Source organism: Pseudoscardovia radai (assembly GCF_002259605.1).
Lineage (GTDB): Bacteria > Actinomycetota > Actinomycetes > Actinomycetales > Bifidobacteriaceae > Pseudoscardovia > Pseudoscardovia radai.
The window spans coordinates 1-19737 of record NZ_MWWR01000008.1 but is presented as its reverse complement, the minus strand read 5'-3'; the positions used below and the strand labels follow the sequence as shown (position 1 = coordinate 19737).

Sequence of the window (19737 nt, the reverse complement as noted above, 5' to 3'; positions counted from 1 at the left end):
GGGCACACACAAAGGGACACTATACACGATGTCGGGGACGGCGCGCGCACAGGCGGCCCGGAAAAGCGTCAGAGCTTCTCGATCGGCGCCATGCGCAGCATGAGGCGCTTGACGCCCCCGTCTCCGAAATCGATCGTGACGACGGAGTTCTCGCCCTTGTCCTCCATGGCCACGACGGTGCCCAGGCCGTACTTGTCATGCGTCACGAGGTCGCCGGCCGCGAGGTCCTGCGGGGTGAGGCTGTTGCGCGGCGCCGACGAGGAGGCGTGCGACGAGGACGCGGAATGCGTGGCGGCGACGCGGCGCGTGGAGACCTTTCCGTTGCGCGAGCCGTAGGATGACGAGCCGGAGCCATACGACGACCGCGATCCGTAGGACGACGATCCGTAGGACGAGCGGCCGCGCGAGCCGGAGCCATACGACGACCCCGACCCGTAGGACGACCTGCCGCGCGAACCGTAGGATGATGATCCGCCCCGCGACCCGTACGACGACGAGCCATACGACGACCCGCCGCGCGACCCATACGACCCCGACCCGCCGCGCGAACCCGAGCCATACGAGGACCTCGATCCCCCGCGCGAGCCGAACGTCGAATACCCGTCGGAATCGTCGAAGCCCGCGAAACCGCCGAACCCGCCGAACTCATCGGAATCGTCGTCGCCGAGCATCATGCGCCGGTCGACGGCCGTCTCCTTGCGCTTCCAGTCGATCAGCGCGTCGGGGATGTCCTCGAGGAACTCGCTGGGCGTCTTGGACTCGGAGCGGCCCCACTGCGAGCGCTCGCCGGCGCGCGTCACGTACAGGCGCTTGCGGGCGCGCGTGATGCCGACGTAGGCGAGGCGGCGCTCCTCGGCGAGCTCGCTGACGTTCTCCATCGCGCGCTGGTGCGGGAAGGTGCCTTCCTCGAGGCCGACGAGGAACACGACAGGGTATTCGAGGCCCTTGGAGGTGTGCAGGGTCATGAGCGTGACGCTGCCGTTGTTCTCGCCCTCGTCGGGCAGCTGGTCGGAGTCCGCCACCAACGCCACGTTCTCGAGGAACCCGGCGAGGGTGGAATCGGGCGTGTTCTGCTCGTACTCGGCGGCGACGGACTGCAGCTGCGCGAGGTTCTCGACGCGTCCCTGGTCCTGCTCGTCGGGCGATTTCCTGAGTTCCTCCACGATTCCCGTCTTGTCGAGGACCGCGGCCACGATCTCGCTGGGGTTGGAGTCCTTCGCCTGCGCGTCCGCGATCAGCTCCTCCATGAGGTCCCGGAAGGCTTGGAGCGGTCGGGCCAGGCGCGTGGTCATGCCGGGGATCTCCTGCAGGCGGCCGAGCGCGTCCCAGAAGGTCAGGCCCGCGGATTCGGCGTAGGCGGCCACGGTTCCCTCGGCGCGCTCGCCCAAGCCGCGCTTGGGCACGTTGAGGATGCGGCGCATGTTCGTGTCATCGGCCGGGTTGGCGATGCACTGCAGGTAAGCGATGGCGTCCTTGACCTCCTTGCGCTCGTAGAAGCGCGTGCCGCCGATGAGCTGGTAGGGCACGCCCGCGTTGATAAGGGCCTCCTCGAAGCGGCGCGACTGCGCGTTGGCACGGTACATGATGGCGACGTCCCCGTACGTGAAGCCGTCCTCCACGGTCAGGCGCACGATCTCCTGCACCACCCACTGCGCCTCCTCGTAATCGTTGTCGGCGGCGTAGCCCACGATCGGCGAGCCCTTGCCCGCGTCGGTCCACAGCTTCTTGGGACGGCGTCCCTGGTTCTTGGAGATGACGGCGTTGGCCGCGTCGAGGATGGTCTGGGTCGAGCGGTAGTTCTGCTCGAGCATGATGGTCTTGGCCTCGGGGAAATCCTTCTCGAAGTCGAGGATGTTGTGGATGTCGGCGCCGCGGAAGGCGTAGATGGACTGGTCGGAGTCGCCCACGACGGTCACGGCCGCCGGCCGCTCCCCGTCGTCGGCGTCGAGTCCGGCGAGCTCGCGGATGAGCACGTACTGCGCGTGGTTGGTGTCCTGGTACTCGTCCACGAAGATGTAGCGGAACTTGTGGTGATAGTACGCGGCGACCTGCGGGTCGAGACGCAGGAGCTGCACGGTGCGCATGATGAGGTCGTCGAAGTCGACGGCGTTCGCGGCCTGCAGGCGGCGCTGGTATTCGGCGTACAGGCAGGCGTACAGCTGCTCCCCCGCCTCGAGGTGGCCCAGGCGCGCGCCCGGCTGGCCGGGGCGGAAGTCGGGGGCGAATTCCTTGAGCTGGCTACGCCAGTCCTTGAGCTCGTTCTTGCAGTCGGAGATGGCGGTCAGCACGTCGCGCGGCTTGACGCGCTTGGGATCGATGCCGTATTGCTGCTCCACCGTGCGCATAAGGCGCTGGCTGTCGGCCTGGTCGTAGATCGTGAAACCCCGGGTCAGGCCGACGGCCTCGCCGTCGCGCCGGAGGATGCGCACGCACGCCGAATGGAAGGTCGACACCCACATGCGCTGCGCCACGGGGCCGATGAGGGTCTCGAGCCTGTCCTTCATCTCACGGGCGGCCTTGTTCGTGAAGGTGATGGCGAGGATCTGACTGGGCCAGGCGCGCCATTGGCTGAGGGCCCAGGCGATGCGGCGCGTGAGCACGCGCGTCTTGCCCGAGCCGGCGCCTGCGCCGATGAGAAGCGCCTGCCCCTGGTACTGCACGGCCTCGGATTGCTGCGGGTTGAGGCCGTCGAGCAGCTCCTGGGGATCGCGTCGGATGACCTCCGGCTCCGGCATCTGGGATGTGGCGAACGACATGGGGCACCTCCGGGTCTGCGCCGCGCGGCGGCATGCCGACCGCGGGGCGCGCGTTGCGATGTTGCGATTGTTGCTGTGCGGCGCGGGCCGTGCGGCGACAGCAAGACACCAAGTCTAGCGCCCGTCATTGCGCCGGCGCGGCGTGACCTGCGGCGAGCCATGCCGAGATGCTGTCACGGATGGTCTGCACGTACAGGTCCTCGCCCGCGGCGCCCTGCGGGTGCACGCCGTCGACCAAGAGCCCCGCCTGCGGCGAGATGGCGGCGTACCAGTCGGCGAGCACCACGTTGTCGGGGTGCGCGGCGGCGAAGGAGGTCAGGATCTGCCTGTCGGGGTCGATCCACGAACGGCTCTCGGCGTAGCCGGTGACGAGCACGATGACGCGCGAGCCGCCGCAGATGCGCAGGAGGTTGTCGAGTTCCGCCTGGCTGACCGTTCCGTTCGTGGACAGGCCGATGACCACCCATTGGCGCAGCGTGCCGTTGTCAACGCCTTGCTGCGCGAGGATCGGCCCCTTTCCGAACTGGCGGGACACCTCCGCGTCGATATCCGCGCCCGGGAAGGATGCCATCAGCGAGGGCATGGCGCTGAGCATGACGGAGTCGCCGATCATCGACATCTGCGCACCGGTCGGCATGCCCGCGGTCGCCGCGGCCTGCTGGGGCGCCGGTGCGGCGTCAGTCGACGATTGCTGCGCCGGATTCTGCTGCGCCTGCTGGTTCTGCTCGGCGTTCGCCGCGTCAAGGGCGGCCTGGCGCTGGGCCTCGGTGGCGGCGTCGGCATCGATCTGCGCGTCGAAGGCGTCCGCGATCGAGGACGGCGCGTCCTTGGCGGAGCGCCGCGCCTCGCCCATGGCGTTGACGCCCGAGGACATCGTGGAGGCATGCGTCTGCAGAATCTCGTCGGCTTCGAGAATCGCCTGGGTGGGCGTCATGCATGGCGCGTTCCAGACCACGAGGCCGCTGCCGAGCGCGAGGCAGACCACGATTCCCAGTCCCGCGGAGGCGCGCGCCACCTGCGCGCCGCGGCCGATCCACACGTCGCGGGCGAAGAAGGCGCCGATCACTCCCCCGCGCTGCGCGACGGGGCGGTCGAAAAGATGGTGCGAGGCGGCGCACAGAGCGGCCGTCAGGGCGAGCGTGCCGGCGTACAGGCCGGCGGCGCGCGCATCGGGATGCGCGAGGTCAAGCCCCGGCATGCGCGAGGCGATGATGACGAAAACCGGGTAATGCCACAGGTAGATGCCGTAGGAATGGCGGCCGAGGAACGCGAGGGGGCGGATTCCCAGCGCTCGCGAGACGGTGCTGTCGGCATCAAGGCAACCGCGCAGCGCAAGGACGGCGAGGACCGCGGAGAGGACGAGGCCCCCGCGCATGGCGATGCCGGTGTCGCGCACCGCGACGGCGCCGATGACAAGGCCGAGCAGCGCCAGCGCCGCGAGCGCCTGTGCCGCTCCCCTGCCGTGCACCAGGCGCTGGTCCGGCCATGCGGCGCCGGCTCCTGCGATCGGGGCGGGGCCGGTGCGTGTGGCGACGGACCAGCCGTAGGCCATGCCGAGGAGCAGGCCGAAGCAATGCGTGTCGGTGCCGAAATAGGCGCGCGTGGGGTTCGCCGGGTCGTACAGGATGCCCATGGCGAGGGCGGAGGCCAGGGCGAGGGCGGCGAGGATGACGGGCGGGGCTTTCGGGGTGCGCCGGCCGATGCGGCGCAACAGCGCCACAAGGGGCGGGGCCACGAGAAGCACTTGGGCGAGCAGGGCGACGAACCACAGGTGCTGAAGCGGTTCGGGCGTGAGATTCGCGAAATAGCTGGCGTCGGATGCGAGGGCCACCCAGTTGTATGTGAAGGTCAGGGCGCCGGCGACCTGCGTGCCGATGCCGACGAGGGCGGCGCGGCACAGGAACCACGCGGCGAACACCGTGGCGAGCGTGACGACGAGAAGCGTCGGGTACAGGCGGCGCAGGCGACGCAGGTAGTAGGTGCGCACGGGATGCGCGGACCCGTCGGCGGCGTGGCGCAGCAGGCCGGTGACGGTGAGGAACCCGGAGACGGCGAAGAAGACGTCGACGAAGAGGTATCCGCCGGCGAAGCCCACCACCTGCAGGTGGTAGAGCACGATGGCGATGATGGCCACGCCCTTGAGCCCGTCGACGCCCGCGTTGCGTCGTCGCGCGGCGGGCGCCGTCCCGTTCAAGGGCGTCCCGTTGCGCGACGCCCCGGCGGAAGGCATTGGGCTACCTGACATCCTGCTGACCGACGCCATGCTGACCGACACCCCCTGGTCCTCCTATGGACGATGCTTGTTTCCTCTCGATGCGCTCGAACCTTACCACGCCTCGGTGACCGTCAGCGAGGGCGGAACGGGCATCCGGCGCACACGAGGGACTGCGGGTCGGGGCTGCAGGAGCCCGAAGCGCAGGCGTCGCGCCACTCGGGCATGTCGAGGCGACCCTGCGCCGCGGCGACGTCGATGATCTGCCGCACGAAGGGCACGGGCAGGCGGAGCCGTCGCGCGATGTCGAGGGGCGGCGTGCCGCGCCCGCACAGCTCGACGACCGAATCCATGACGGTGGCGGTGTGTCCCACCGCGACACCGCGTTCCGCCGCGTCATCCTCCGCGCGGCGCGTCGTCCTCCATCGTCCCATATCCGTCTCCCGTCCCGCCGCCGGCCTGTCGTCGGCCGGCGGCGCCATCGTATGCCTTGTTCGCCCAGGTGCTTTCTTTTCCGCCCCGGGTGTCTCATATGCCTTGGGTCTGCGCGGCGCGTCACAGCACGAGGCGCAGCAGCTGGAAGGCGACGACCGCGAGGATATACGCGCTCACGAGGCCGATGCCCACGGTTTTCGCGGCGATCCGCCCTCCGTACTGGCGTCTGAGCTCCGCCACCGTGGCGAGGCACGGCGTGTACGCGAGCACGAACAGGAGGAAGGCGATGGCCGCGGCGCGACCGTGGCCGCCGGAGGACTCGTCGAAGCCCTCGCGCAGCGCCTCGCCGAGCGCTCCCCTGCCCTGGTCCGCCTCGGAGACGTCGTCGGGCTCGTCGACGCTGTACGACTGGCTCATCGCACCGACCACCACCTCCTTGGCCACGAAGCCGGTGACGAGGGCGGCCGAGGCGTGCCAGTCGCCGAAACCGGCGGGCGTGAACACGGGGGCCACGGCGTCGGCCAGGCGCCCGTAGGCGGAATCGTGTACGTTCTCCACATGCCCGAAGCTTCCGGCGGCGGCCGTCACGGGGATTCCCTGCAGAAGCCACAGCACGAGGATGGTGGAGATGATGATGGAGCTGGCGCCTTTGACGAAGGCCCACAGGCGGCCGAAAACGCTGCGCAACAGCGCCACGACGCGCGGGCACTGGTACGGCGGCAGGCTCATGGCGAAGGGCTCGGGCTCGAGGCTGCGGAACATGGTGCGGCGCAGCAGCAGGCCGATGCCCAGGATCACGAGGATCGACATGACGTACATGCCGAACACCACGAGGCCTGCGTACCGCTCGAAGAACGCGTAGGCGAGCACAAGGTACACGCTCAGGCGCGCCGAGCACGAGGCGAAGGGGATGAGCATGCCCACGAACACGCGCTGGCGCGAGTCAGGCAGCGTGCGCGTGGCCGCCAGGCCCGGCAGGTTGCAGCCGAAGCCGACCACGATCGGCAGGAACGCGCGCCCGTCGAGGCCCAGCGAGCGCATGGCGCGGTCCATGACGAACGCGGCGCGCGCCAGGTAGCCGCAGTCCTCGAGCAGCGACAGCAGGATGAACATGATGCCCATGGGCGGGATGAACGTGAGCACCGTGATGACGCCGTCGAGCAGGCCGTTGACGATCAGCGAGCGGAACCAGCCGTCAAGCGCGGCGGGGCCGGCGAGGCCGAACAGCCAGTCGATGCCCGTGGTGAGCCAGGCGCGCACCGTGACGTCGAACCAGTCCTGCAGGGGCCCGGCGAGCCACGTGGTGCACTGGAACACGATGAACATGACGGCGAGGAACGCGGCGATGCCGCCGACCGGGTGCAGCAGCACGCGGTCGATGCGGTCGGACGTCGTCATGCCGTCCGACGAGCCGATGCCAAGGCGCGTCAGAACGGACGACGCCCACTCGAAGCGGATGTCGGAGCGCGACTGCACCCAGTCCTTCATGGTGACGCCGGGCCGCGGCGCGGCATTCTCGAGGCCATGCGGCACGGGTGTGCCGTCGAAGGAGCGGCCGATGGCGTCCGCGAGTGCGGCGCATCCGGTGCCCACGCGCCCGTCGACGGCGACGACGGGCACGCCGTCGAGCGCCCGTGACAGGCTGGCGGCATTCACGTCAAGGCCCTGCTTGGCGGCGAGGTCGACCATGGTGAGGGCGACGACGGTGGGGCGCCCCAGTTCGAGCACCTGCGCGAGGAAGTACAGGGAGCGCGGCAGGTTCGTGGCGTCGATGACGGCCACGACGAGGTCGGGTGTCGTGTTGCCGTTGGCCCCGATGACGGCCTCGGCGGCCACCTCCTCGTCGGGTGACATGGGCAGCAGCGAATAGGTGCCGGGCGTGTCGACGAAGCTCCAGTCCTGCGCGGGCTGACGGTTGCCGTGCGGACGGTAAGAATAGGTGCCGCTTTCGAGCAGCACCGTGGTGCCGGGCGCGTTCATGACGCGCGCGTGCATGCCGAGCATGGCGTTGAAAAGAGACGACTTGCCCACGTTCGGGTTGCCGATGAACACGACGCGCGGCATGCCGCTGCGCTCCGCGGCGCCGGTCGCGGCGCCGGCGCCGTCGGCGGTGTCGGACGGGGCCGCGGGCGCGGCGACCGCGAGCCGTTCGCCATCGCCGGCGTCGAAGGCGATGGTCGAGTCATGGGAGTCGAACAGCGCCGCGATGCCGCGATGGTGCGCATGCCCGCCGCCTCCGTGGCATCCGCCGCCATGCCCGGCGTGCGAACCTCCGGCGCCCCCCTGCTCCGTATGGTCGTGGCACGGGGCTTCATGCCCGGCTTGCGTGTCATGGCCTGCGCAACACGATTCCGTCGCCCCGTGGCCGCACGGCGCGCCCTGGTCGTTGCTCGCGGTCGGGTCGACCTGAGCCCCCGGCTCCCGCGTCGTTGTGGATTCGGTCATCGTCTCGTTGCTCCTGTCCCGCGTCATGCGTCCTGGCCTGCCTCGCGTCGTCCCGTGGCGCCATCGTGCTCGGCGCCATCGTCAAGCGGCGGTTCGCGCAGCACGATGGCGCGCGCGGTGGCGCCGTCGACGGCGATGCGCTGGCTGCCCATGGCCACGACGCGCCCTCCGAAATTGCCCTTCTGGATGACGCGCACCCTCATGCCCGTCCGGATGCCGATCTCGGCAAGGCGGAAGGCGTGCCTGCCGTCGAGGTCGATGGCCGCCACCTGCATGTCGCGGCCCAGCGGGGCGTCGGCCACCGTCATGCGGGGCGCCCTGCCCCGGTCCGGCTCACGGGATACGCCGGAGCCGCCGCGCGGATCGTTCGTCACAGTTATTTTCGTCACAGACCCTTTTCTAAAGGACGATCCGGGGAAAATCAACCCTTTCTTTTTGGGCGGTTTCGTGATAATGGGCGGGGCGCGACACGCCGCGTGCGGCGCCGCAGCCGGCTCCGTGACCGCAGCCGGCGTCCGAAGCGCGCAAGGGGCGCGACGGGTTTCCCCGCCGCGCCCCTTGCGCGCCGCCCTACCGGGCGCTGTGCTCAGCGCCGATCAGACATTGCCCTGCTCGGAGGTGCTGAACTTCGGCACGTTGCTGCCGTCGTACTCGTAGATGCCGATGCTCGCGGTGCTCGGGTCATGGTCGTCGTTCCACGGACCGATGCCGCACTGGCCGGAGTACTGGATCTCCTTGCCCCCGTCGAGAAGCGCCTTGCAGTCCTTGTAGCTCTCGCACTTCTCGCCACCGGTGGAGCCGGAGACCGCCATCATGTTGGCCTGCACGGTCTCGCCGTCGTTCGCCTTGCCCTTCTCGGCGGCGAGCGCCTCGAGGATCACCGCGTCGTATGTCTCGGCCGCGTAGGTGAAGTCGTCGATCTGCGTGCTGGAGACGCCCTGGAGCCTGCCCTGGAACTCGTCGGAGGCGTGGGCGCCCGGGATGGTGCCCTTGGAGCCGGTCAGCGCCCCGGCGGCGAACTCGTTGGAGTAATCGGACGTGTTGCCATCGACCAGATACAGATGCGTCGTATCGACGCCCTGCGTGATGAGCTCGCGGATCAGCGTCTCGGTCTGGTCGAAGGCGACGATGGCGATGGCGTCTGCGCCGCTGGCTTTGATGGCCGTGACGATGGACGAGAAATTCGTCTCCGTCGGGTCGAAGGCCTGGTCCGCGCCGTACACGATGTTGACGCCTTGGTCGCCTGCCGTCTTGGCGATCTGGTCGCGCAGACCGGTGCCGTACTCGTCGTTGAACGCCGCGATGGCGAGGTTCTGCACGCCGTCCTGCGCGATGACGTTGCCCAGCACGGTGCCCTGTACGGTGTCCGGCGGGACGGTGCGGAAGAAGTAGTCGCTCAGGCCGGAGAACGAGGTGGATGTCGAGCCCATGGACGTCATGGGCACATGCGCCTCGGTAATCTCCTGATAGACGTTGCGCACGACGGCGCTGGAGGCGGGGCCGACGATGGCCGACGGGTTATGCGACAGCACGTCCTCGGCGGCCGACGTGTTCTGGTCGGCGTGGTCGGCGTCGGAGGTGTCGGCCTGGTAGAAAGTGGCATCCGCCCCGTTGACGCCGCCGGCGTCGTTGATATCATCGATCGCCAGCTGCACGGCCGCGACCTCCGCCGCCGACATATACGCCAGCGAGCCGGTCAGCGGCATGAGGGCGCCGAGTACGAAACCGCCCGAAGCCGCCGACGAACCGGATCCCGAGGTCCCGGAGGACGACCCGCAGCCGCCCAGCGCGAGAACCGCCGCCACGGCCGCCGCGGTCGCGGTCATGGCCATTTTCTTCGCCTTGTTCCTGATCTGTCCCATATGAATCACCATTCTTCCGTCCTCGCCGCCTGCGGATCGCGCAGGCGGCCCCCTGTCCCGTCCATCGCCGCCATGCGGCCGGTTGTGCCAGGGTGGACGGGCACGTGATGTAGAAGGAACCGGATGCGTCGGTGCTTCGTCGCCCCGGTTCTTGATTGTGAAGATACGGGGGCTTCGATTCCTCCGTGTGTTGCGCGTGTAACCGCGTCATGTCACCGTTAAACACGCCGGAAACATAGGAATTCCAACGATGTTCAGGCATGCCGAAGGCCCGCCGCATACGCATGCGGCGGGCGTCGCGAATCGTTTCCGGAGGCTCAGCGCCCCTCCTTCTCCACCTCCTCCTCGAGATTGCCCAGATACAGGGAGACGACCTTCGGGTCGGTCATGAGGTCCCGGCCCGTGCCCGAATAGGCGTTTCGTCCCTGGTCGAGCACATAGCCCCTGTCGCAGATCTGCAGGCAGCGCCGGGCGTTCTGCTCCACGATGACGACGGACACGCCCGCCTTGTTCACCGTGCGCACGCGGATGAAGGTATCGTCCTGCAGCATCGGGGACAGGCCGGCGGACGGCTCGTCGAGCAGAAGCACCGACGGCTTCATCATGAGGGCCCGCCCCATGGCGACCATCTGCCGCTGGCCGCCCGACAGGGAGCCTGCCACCTGGTTGCGCCGCTGCCCCAGCACGGGGAAGATCGACGCCACGTAGTCGAAGCGCTCGCGGAAGGCCTTGGGCGCCTGGAAGCCGCCCATGCGCATGTTCTCCTCGATCGTGAGGGACGGGAACACGTTTTCGGTCTGCGGCACGAATCCCACGCCGCGGCTGACGAGCTTGTCGGCGCGGAGGTTGGTGATGTCCTCGCCGCGCAGCAGGAGCTTTCCGGAGTGGATGTGCACGAGGCCGAACAGCGCCTTGAGCAATGTGGATTTGCCCGCGCCGTTGGGGCCGATGATGCCCACGATCTCGCCGTCGTGCAGCGACAGCGAGGCCCCGTTGAGGATGTTGACGCCGGGAAGGTACCCGGCTACGAGGTCCTGCGCGTCGAGCAGCGGCTCGCCCTCGGGCTCGCCCACGTGGATCGCCGCCCTGTCGGGGGTGCCGGGGGCATCGTGTTCCGTCTTCTCCATCGTCGTCATCTCCATCACTTCCCTTCCCACGCCGCGACCGGGGCCTGCGGCGCTTCCTCGAGCACGGAATCGTCCCCGAGGTCGATGTTCGCGTGCGAGCCGAGGTAGGCGTCGACCACCGCCGGGTCGTCCATGACGGTTTTCGGCTGCCCCTCGGCCACGATCTTCCCCTCCGCCATCACCGTGACCCAGTCGGCGATATGGCGCACCATGGCCATGTCGTGTTCGACGAACAGCACCGTCGTGCCCTGTTCGCGCAGCGAGAGGATCGCGTCGAGCAGCGACTGCTTGAGCGCGGGGTTCACGCCGGCCATCGGCTCGTCGAGCATGACGAGCTGCGGGTCCCTCATCAAGGCGCGCGCCATCTCGAGGAGCTTGCGCTGGCCGCCCGACAGGGAGCCGGCGAGGTCGTCGCGCTTCTTCCACAGCAGGAAGCGCTTGAGCAGCGCCTCCGCCTTGGCCCGGTTCGCCTTCTCGTAGCGGCGCCACCGGGCGGGGAACAGCGCGGTGACCATGCCCTCCCCCGGCTGCACGGGGGCGCCGAGCAGCATGTTGTCCATCACCGACAGGCGCGCCATGACCTTCGTCAGCTGGAAGGTGCGCACCATGCCCAGCTTGGCGACGCGTTCGGGCGATACGGATTTCAGCGGCACGCCGTCGAATTCCCAGCTTCCGCTGTCGGGCCGGTCGAAGCCGGTCATGAGGTTGAAGAAGGTGGTCTTGCCCGCGCCGTTGGGGCCGATGAGGGCCGTGATGGCGTGGCGTTCGATTTCGAAATGCCCTACGTCGACGGCGGTGATGCCGCCGAAGCGGCGCGTCACGCCGTCTGCGATGAGAATCGGGTCGGGCTTGGGTACGCCCGGCTTGTTCTCGACGGGTGCGAGGTCGGCCTCGACGCGGTCGGCGAGGGCGGTGGAGACGAGCTTCTCGCCTGCGGGCGCCTTGGTGGCCCAGTCGGACAGGTCGCCGTAGGCGGCGCCCGGCGTGATGCCGTTGTTGATGAGGCGGCGGCTGTCCTGCGTCATGCCCTCGTCGCGCAGGAACGGGACGTCGGTCCCAGCCGCCCCATCGTGCGGTTCCTTGTCATCATGTGACCCAGGGTTATGTGACCTAGACATTGAACGCCAGCTCCTTTCTGTCGCCGAGGATTCCCTGCGGCCGGAAGATGACGATGCACATGAGCACGACGCCCATGATGATCCAGCCGATGGCCTCGACCTGCGACGATGTGATGACCGTGGTGGGGATGACGCCGCGCATGAAGCCGCGGATAAGCGTCAGCGCCACCCACATGATGACCGAGCCGAGCACGGGGCCCAGCACCGTGGCGGCGCCGCCCATGAGCAGGATCGTCCAGGTGTTGAAGGTGACCTGGCGTCCCAGCGAATCGGGCTGCACGGAGCGCGGCAGCACGAACACGATGCCGCCGAGGGCGCCGAAGCAGCCGCCGAGCACGAGGGCCTGCATCTTGAACTTCGTCGGCGACTTGCCGAGCGACTTGATGGCGTTCTCGTCCTCGCGGATGCCCTTGAGCACACGGCCCCACGGCGAGCGGAACCACGCCCAGGTCAGGAGCACGGCGATGAGCACGAGGCTCCAGGCCACGATGCGCAGCCACCAGGAGTTCGCCACGTTGTTCGAATACGTCCACAGCAGGAAGTGCGTCCTGCCCTCGGGCAGCGGCGACAGGGCGCGGAAGCCGTCGGAGTAGTGCTCCGGCGAGATGCCCGAAGAGCCGCCCGTCACGTTCGTCATGGCCGTGGAGCGACCGACGATGCGGATGATCTCGGCAGACGCGAGCGCCACCATCGACAGGTAGTCGGGGCCGAGCTTGAGCGTGGGGATGCCCAGGAGCAGCCCGTATGCGCAGGCCAGGACGAGGGACATGAGTACGGAGCCCAGCACGCTCCAGCCCATGGACTGCGTGATGGCGAAGCCGTAGGCGCCCAGGAGCATGAAACCGGCCTGGCCCATGTTGAACAGACCCGTCATGCCGAAATGGATGTTGAGGCCGATGGCCGCAAGCGCGTAGGCCGCGGTCGTCGGGGCGATGATCTCGCCGAGTGCGTTGCTGATGATGTCGTTCATATCATCCCACCCTTTGAGCCTTTCCGAAAATGCCCTGCGGACGGATCAGCAGGACGATGATGAGGATCGCCAGCGCGCTGGCGTAGCGCATGTCGGTCGGAATCCACAGGGAGCTCATGTCGGACACGATGCCGATGACCAGCGAGCCGACGATGGCGCCGGACGCGGTTCCCAGACCGCCGAGCGTGACGGCGGAGAACATGAGCAGCAGGAGCACCGCGCCCGTGTTCCACGCCACGCCGTTGAGATAGATGCCCACGAGCACGCCGGACAGGGCGGCGAGGGCGCAGGACAGGATCCAGACGATGCGCACGACGCCGTCGACGTCGATGCCGGAGGCGGCGGCGAGCGCAGAATTATCGGAGACGGCGCGCATGGCCTGGCCGAAGCGAGTGCGGTACAGGAACCAGGACGTGCCGAGGATCACGACGATGGCGATGGCGGCACAGACAAGGGTCGTGCGCGTGGTCGTGACCGGGCCGAGCTGGAATCCACGGTCGATGTCGTTGCGGATCTGCTTGGTGTCGCCGCCGTAGAAGAACTGGAAGGTGTACTGCATGAACATCGACAGGCCGATGGTGACGATGAGCTTCTGCGTGACGCCCAGGCGCTTGCGGCGCAGGGGCCGCCAGATGATGGCGTTCTGCAGCCAGCCGGTGAGCGCGCCCGCCACGATGGCGAACAGCGCGGAGACGAGCAGCGGCCAGTGCAGCAGCTGCGTGCCCGTGTAGGCAAGCAGGCCGCCGAACGTGACCTGCTCGCCGTGCGAGAAGGAGCTCAGGCCGGTCGTGCCGTACACGAGGCTCATGCCCATGCTCATGAGGCACAGCATGAGGCCGAAGATGATGCCGGAGTACAGCTGCTGCCAGAACCTCATCGCGAAATTCGAGGACGGAGCCGAGGATGATGCGGATGATGACGACGAGTCATCGGACGAGGCTTGCGACGAGGCGGAGCCGGCGGCCGACGACGCGGCCGACGAGCCCGACGACGCTCCGGCCGATCCCGACGATGCCGCGGAGGACGACGAGGCGGATGCCTTGTCGAAACGCACCACCTGGCGCTGGCCGGAGAAGCTCTGCCTCTCGATGGCGACGGAGGCGCTCGAGGCCGCCAGGCCGTTGGCGCTCGCGACGTCGGTGGGGATGGACACGGTGTAGTCGCCGTCCGATTCGACGGCGAAGGCCCATCTTCCGTCGGGGCCGGTCGTTGCGGTGGCGCTTTCGGCGCCGTCAAGCGTGACCGTCACACCGGCGATCGGATTGCGGGAGGGGTCCTGAAGGATTCCGTTGATGCACCCCGTCGTTTCGCTCGGGGTGCAGGTTTCGGTGGCTTCGGCGGCCCTGGCCGTGGCAGGGGCCGCGACAAGCATGGATGCGGAAAGCAAAAGAAGCGACATCACGATGATGGCCGTCGCCGTGCGTAGGACGGCGGGAAGGCCGGAGGCGCGACGTCGCGCGTGGAAGTGTGCGACTGTCATATCACTGTCCTCTCTGAATGTGATTGTGACGGTATCTCCTCCGGCTCCATGGTGCGTTGTGGTTGCATTTCGCGCACGTTAGAAAGCGGCCCCCTTTGTTTCCTGTGTGTTATTCCGCGTCGCCCGCCCATGCATCGGCGGGTGTAACGTATCGCGCCCGCGCAGGCATGCGGCGTATACGACAACGCCGGCGGATTCCCGCCGGCGCACCTCATTCGGCATATCGAGCCGCATCATTCGCATCGGCGCCGCCCCATCGTGGCGCCGCGCCATCGTATGCCCCTCAGGGCGTCGACATATCCGGCGTCTCCAAGTCCGGCGGCGTGTGCGAATCCAGGCCCTGGCGACAGACGTCGACGAAGGACCGGAGGATGGCGCGCTGCTGCGCGTATTTGCGCCACATGAACTCGGGATGCCATTGCACACCCCACACGAAGCGGCGCAACGGCATGCACACCGCCTCCACGAGGCCGTCGGGGGCGACGGCCATGGCCTCGAGCCCCTCGCCCAGCCGGTCGATGCCCTGGTGATGGTAGCTGTTGACCTTGAGCACGCCTTCCCCGACCACCCCGGCCAACGGCGTCCCGGCCAGAACGTCGACCGTATGGATGGGCCGATCGTAGGGCGGCGACATGTGGTGGCGCACCGACGAGGGATGCTGCGACGGCAGGTCCTGGAACAGCGTGCCGTCCATCATGACGTTGATGAACTGCAGGCCACGGCAGATACCGAACACGGGCATGTCGCGCTCGAGCGCCTTCGAGAACAGCAGGCATTCCAGGGTGTCGCGCCCCTCGTTCGCCGGCCCGCACGACGGAAGGCGCGTCTGGCCGTAGACGGCGGGGTTGATGTCATGGCCTCCCGTGAGCAGAAGGCCGTCGAGTCCGTCGACAAGCGCCGCCACGTCCGTGGGGTCGGAGGTGAACGGGAGGATGACCGGAAGCGCCCCGCACGCCTTGAGCAGATTCATATAGCCGGGCAACATCCAGATGCTGCGCTTGGCGTCATCCCACAGCGGCGTCACCCCGATAATCGGTTTATCCCTTTTCATGGCGCCCACGCTACGCCGGGAAGCTTTCGCACAGGCTAAAGCTGTGTTACACGCCGCCCGGCGGCATAACACACGGGAAACACCCTGTTCCGCCGGCTTGGCTCCGTCCGGCCGCCGGACCGCCCGCCTGCCGGCCCCGTCAGCCGGCCCCGTCAGCCATCGGCGCGTTGGAGCTTCACGCGGAACGCGATGGCGCGCGGCGTGGGCATGTCGTCGAAGGCGATGACGTAGGCGCCGGCCTGCGTATCGATCTCGGTCACCGTTCCCGGTCCGAACACGGGATGCGCCACCCTGTCGCCCACGGCGAAGGAGGCGGACGACGACTCAGTCCATCGTTGCGTCAGGCGGATATGGTCGCGCGTGCGCGCCAGGAGCGTATCGTCGGGACGATTCTCGAACTGCAGGAGACCGGGCCTGACGTCGAGCAGGAAGCGCGAGGGATAGCGCACGGAGGAATCAGGCGAAGTGAATCCCTCGGCCTCGGAGATATGCAGGCCCAGCCGGGCGCGCGTCATCGCCACGAAGGCGAGGCGGCGCTCCTCCTCCATCTGCTCGGCCGTGCGGATCTTGCGCGAGGGGAAGATGCCCTCGTTCATGCCGCACAGGAAAACATGCGCGAATTCGAGCCCCTTGGCCGCGTGGACCGTCATGAGGCGTACCTTGTCACCGGAGTCGGCGGTGTCCTGGTTGCTGAACAGCGCCACATGCGACAGGTAGTCCTCCATCGTCGTCTCCTCGCCGCTGTCCACCTCCCAGTCGTAGGCGGACTGCTTGAGCTCGGCGAGGTTGTCGAGACGGTCCTGGCTTCCCTCCGTGCGCAGCATGTCCTCGTAGCCGCTGGCGTCGAGCACCGCCGCCAGCGCCTCCGACACGGGCCGGTGCGCGTATTCGAGCGACATGTTCTCGACCATCGACAGGAAGGGCCGCGCCTTCGTGCCCTTGAACACGGCGTCATCGACGGTGCGCTCGAGCGCCTCGAACAGCGTGCAGCCGTGGCTGTCGGCATAGGCGCGCAGGAAGGCCATGCGCTTGCGCCCCATGTTGCGTTTGGGCCGGTTGACGACGCGCTCGAAGGAGAGGTCGTCGTGCTCGGCCACGAGACGCAGGTACGCGAGCGCGTCCTTGACCTCGGCGCGGTCGAAGAACTGCACGCCGGAATAGATGACGTACGGGATCTTCGCGTTCCTCAGGGCCTCCTCGACGGCGCGCGTCACGTAATGGGCGCGGTAGAGCACGGCGATGTCGCGAAAGGCGGCGCCCGACCCATGCAGGGCGCCGATGGACGCCGCAATCTGCGCGGCCTCCGAATCGGCGTCCTTGGCATGGTTCCATGTCACGGGCGCCCCGTCGGGCAGCACGGGCACGAGGTCCTTGGCGATCCGGTGCCTGTTCTTCGAGATCAGCGAGTTGGCCACGTCGAGGATCTGCGGCGTGGAGCGGTAGTTCGTCGTCATCATGACGGTGCGCGTGCCCGGGAAGTCCTGAGGAAAGTCCATGAGGAAGCGCACGTCGGCTCCGCGCCACGTGTAGATGGTCTGGTCGGGGTCCCCCACCACGAAAAGGTTGCGGTGGTAGCCGCACAGCTGCGTCATGAGCTCGTGCTGCGGCCCGTCGATGTCCTGGAACTCGTCGACCATGACGTATTCGAGGCGCTTCTGCCATTTGAGGCGAATCTCCGGGAATCGTCGGAACATGTACAGCGTCAGGAAGATGAGGTCGTTGTAGTCCACGCCGAAGCAGCGGCGCTCCTGGTACAGGTAGCCGCGGAAGATGATGTCGTCGGGTTTGCTCGCCGCGTCGTAGGCCTTCTTGAGTTCCTCGACGGGAAGGGTGACCATGTCGAGGTAGTAGTCGGGCTCGGTGATGCATTTGCGCATCTCGATCATGTCCCTGGCCTGCGAGAAGGTCATCTGCCGCAGGGTCAGGTCCCTTTCCTCGTAGATGCCGGCGAGCATCTGGTCGATGTCGGAGTTGTCGAGCACGAGCATGTTGCGCGGGTATCCCAGGCTATGGCCGTCCTCCTGAAGGATGCCAACGCACAGCCCGTGGAATGTGTTGACGTAGCCGGTGTCCCGGTCCCCCGTCAGCTCCCGGATCCTGCGGCGCATCTCCTGGGCGGCCTTGTTCGTGAACGTGGCGCACAGGATGTTGCCCGGCATGATGCCGAGGTCGTTGACGAGATAGGCGAAGCGCCGCGTCAGGGCGCGCGTCTTTCCCGACCCGGCGCCGGCGACGACGCGCACGTACCCCTCCGTCGTCGTCACCGCCTCGCGCTGGGCGTCGTTCAGTCCGTCAAGAATGTCTTCCATACGCCCCAGTATACACGATTTCGTACATATGTTCGAATCGGCGTGCCGTGCCGCGTCGACGCCCGTGAACCGCCCCGTGCCAAAGTCAGACCGTGAGGAACACCATCGCGATGATCATGGCGAATCCGGCCAGGTCGGTCGCCGCGAAATGCGCGCCGAGGCACGCCACGGACGAGACGGTGGCGGTCAGCGGCTCGATGGTGCCCACCATGGTGCCGCGCACGGGGCCGATCATGGTCACGCCCTTGAGGAACATGCCGAAGGAGGCGAAGGTGCCGAACACCACGGACGCCGCCAGCAGCCACCACCCGGCGGCATCGAGCGGCGGCACGTGCCCCCATGGCCGGTCCACGGCCACGAGCACGGCGCCGGAGAACAGGAAGGTGACGGCGTTGACCGTGAAGCTGCCCCAGGTGCGGATGGCGCGGGTCGGGAAGATCGACAGCGCGGCGCCGCCCGCGGCGTTGACGAGGCCCCAGACGATGCCCTGCCACGGCAGGGCGAGGTTGTGCGGGTTGCCGCCGGTGGCGAGCAGATAGACGCCTGCGAGGGCCAGAAGGGAGCCGACGATATCCCTGGCGCGCGGCGCCTTGCGGTGCGCGATGCACACATACACGAGCACCATGACGATGTTGACGCTCTGCAGCACGGTGGCGGTGGCCGAATTCGTCCAGTCGATCGTCTCGAGGTAACCCAGCTGCACGATGAGCACGCAGGTCACCGACAGCATGGCCATCGTGCCCACATGACGCCAGCTCGAGAACACGTCGGCCAGGCTCCGGGGCGTGCGAAGAAGCGCGAAGACGAGGAACAGAAGCCCCGCGCCCACCTGCCTGACGCAGGAGAACCACAGGGGCGTGACGGCGTACCGCGTCATGAGGTATTTCGACAACGTGCCGTTGAGGCCCCAGAGCACGGCGCCGCCCGCGGCCAGCAGGAAACCGATGGTAAGGCTGCTGCTCATGGCGCGGCGCGAATGACGCGAGACACGGGGCTTTCTCATGGATCCCACATTATTCCCAGACCGCGATGACGGTGTTTCGCCCGCATGACGGGCAACGCGCATGACGGGCGACGCAGGCGACGCCGGATCACCGGGCCGTTTCGAGAACGGCCGCCGCGAGCGCCGCGGAGCACCGGGGCACGGCCTCGGGCGACAAGCCGTCGTATTGCATGACGAAGCGCGGCATCGTATCCGCATAGCCGGGAAGGGGCGCCGACGCCCCCACGCCGGCATATCCCGCGGCATCGTCCCACGGGGCGCCGTCGTCCGCCGTCGCGTACCGGGACATCGGCGCCAGGCGCACGCCGTGGCGCAGACCGGCCCGGGCGATCTGCGCCTCCGTGGCGCCGGTGCGCACGGCAAGCACGAAATGAAGGCCCGAATCGGCCTCTTCCACGCTCAGACGGGGTGCGGCCGGCGAGGCGGCGAGGGCGGCGAGCAGGGCATCGCGCACCTGACGGCGCTGCGTGCGGTAGCGGTTGACATGCCGCGCATAGTCCCCCGATTCGAGAAGGCGCGCCAGGCAGATCTGGTCCACCACGCCGACGGTGCTCGAGTAGAAGCCGAGCGCCGCGTCGTAGCGCGCGGCGAGGACGGGCGGCAGCACCATATAGGCCAGGCGCAGGGCCGAGCCGAGGGATTTGGAGAAGGTGCCGATGTAGATGACGCGGCCCAGCACGTCGATGCTGGCCAGCGACGGGATCGGCCGGCCGGCCATGCGGAACTCGTTGTCGTAGTCGTCCTCCACGAGATAGCGCTCGGATCCGCCGGCGAGCCAGCCGAGCAGCTCGTAGCGTCGCGTCACCGACGTCACGCGCCCCGTCGGGAACTGGTGAGAGGGCATGATGTGGACGATGTCGGCGCCGCTGGCGTCCAGGGCGTCGATGTCGATTCCCCCGGCATCGAGCGGCACATGGCGCACGTCGAAGCCGTAGGAGGCGTAAATGCTCGACAGACGCGGGTAACCGG

Annotated in this window: 14 protein-coding genes; all 14 read right to left on the bottom strand. The window is 68.1% G+C overall.

The features are described 5' to 3' along the window. Positions 1-68: 68 nt before the first annotated feature. Positions 69-2756, bottom strand: a complete 2688-nt coding sequence (locus PSRA_RS05485) for an ATP-dependent helicase (RefSeq protein ID WP_245834916.1) — start codon at positions 2754-2756, stop codon at positions 69-71. Between the two features lie 124 nt (positions 2757-2880). Continuing rightward, entirely contained in the window at positions 2881-4986 is a 2106-nt protein-coding gene (locus PSRA_RS05480) for an acyltransferase family protein (RefSeq protein WP_158216335.1), read from the bottom strand. 116 nt (positions 4987-5102) lie between these two features. After that, positions 5103-5402 (bottom strand): hypothetical protein, encoded by a 300-nt coding sequence (locus tag PSRA_RS05475; protein WP_143516349.1) that lies wholly within the window; start codon positions 5400-5402, stop codon positions 5103-5105. 121 nt (positions 5403-5523) lie between these two features. Continuing rightward, a complete protein-coding gene (gene feoB / locus PSRA_RS05470) occupies positions 5524-7467 on the bottom strand; it encodes a ferrous iron transport protein B (protein ID WP_094660983.1) in 1944 nt (647 codons plus the stop codon). 404 nt (positions 7468-7871) lie between these two features. Further along, positions 7872-8237, bottom strand: a complete 366-nt coding sequence (locus tag PSRA_RS05465; RefSeq protein ID WP_245834915.1) for a FeoA family protein — start codon at positions 8235-8237, stop codon at positions 7872-7874. 207 nt (positions 8238-8444) lie between these two features. After that, on the bottom strand, positions 8445-9722 hold the full coding sequence (locus PSRA_RS05460) for an ABC transporter substrate-binding protein (RefSeq protein WP_094660900.1): 1278 nt from the start codon (positions 9720-9722) through the stop codon (positions 8445-8447). Between the two features lie 305 nt (positions 9723-10027). After that, entirely contained in the window at positions 10028-10837 is an 810-nt protein-coding gene (locus PSRA_RS05455; protein WP_094660981.1) for an ABC transporter ATP-binding protein, read from the bottom strand. 14 nt (positions 10838-10851) lie between these two features. Next, the gene (locus PSRA_RS05450) at positions 10852-11862 is read right to left on the bottom strand and encodes an ABC transporter ATP-binding protein (protein WP_094660899.1); all 1011 of its coding nucleotides are present in this window, start codon (positions 11860-11862) and stop codon (positions 10852-10854) included. 85 nt (positions 11863-11947) lie between these two features. After that, complete coding sequence (locus tag PSRA_RS05445; protein ID WP_094660898.1) at positions 11948-12925, bottom strand: branched-chain amino acid ABC transporter permease; 978 nt, start codon at positions 12923-12925, stop codon at positions 11948-11950. Between the two features lies 1 nt (position 12926). Continuing rightward, entirely contained in the window at positions 12927-14405 is a 1479-nt protein-coding gene (locus tag PSRA_RS05440) for an ABC transporter permease subunit (protein WP_094660897.1), read from the bottom strand. Between the two features lie 283 nt (positions 14406-14688). Continuing rightward, positions 14689-15456, bottom strand: coding sequence for a gamma-glutamyl-gamma-aminobutyrate hydrolase family protein (locus PSRA_RS05435; protein WP_094660896.1), 768 nt, complete (start codon positions 15454-15456; stop codon positions 14689-14691). Positions 15457-15608: 152 nt separating this feature from the next. Continuing rightward, positions 15609-17765, bottom strand: a complete 2157-nt coding sequence (locus tag PSRA_RS05430) for an ATP-dependent helicase (protein WP_094660895.1) — start codon at positions 17763-17765, stop codon at positions 15609-15611. 85 nt (positions 17766-17850) lie between these two features. After that, the gene (locus PSRA_RS05425) at positions 17851-18768 is read right to left on the bottom strand and encodes a DMT family transporter (protein ID WP_158216334.1); all 918 of its coding nucleotides are present in this window, start codon (positions 18766-18768) and stop codon (positions 17851-17853) included. Positions 18769-18856: 88 nt separating this feature from the next. Then, a partial coding sequence (locus PSRA_RS09175) for an aminotransferase-like domain-containing protein (RefSeq protein WP_143516348.1) occupies positions 18857-19737 on the bottom strand: 881 nt, incomplete at its 5' end.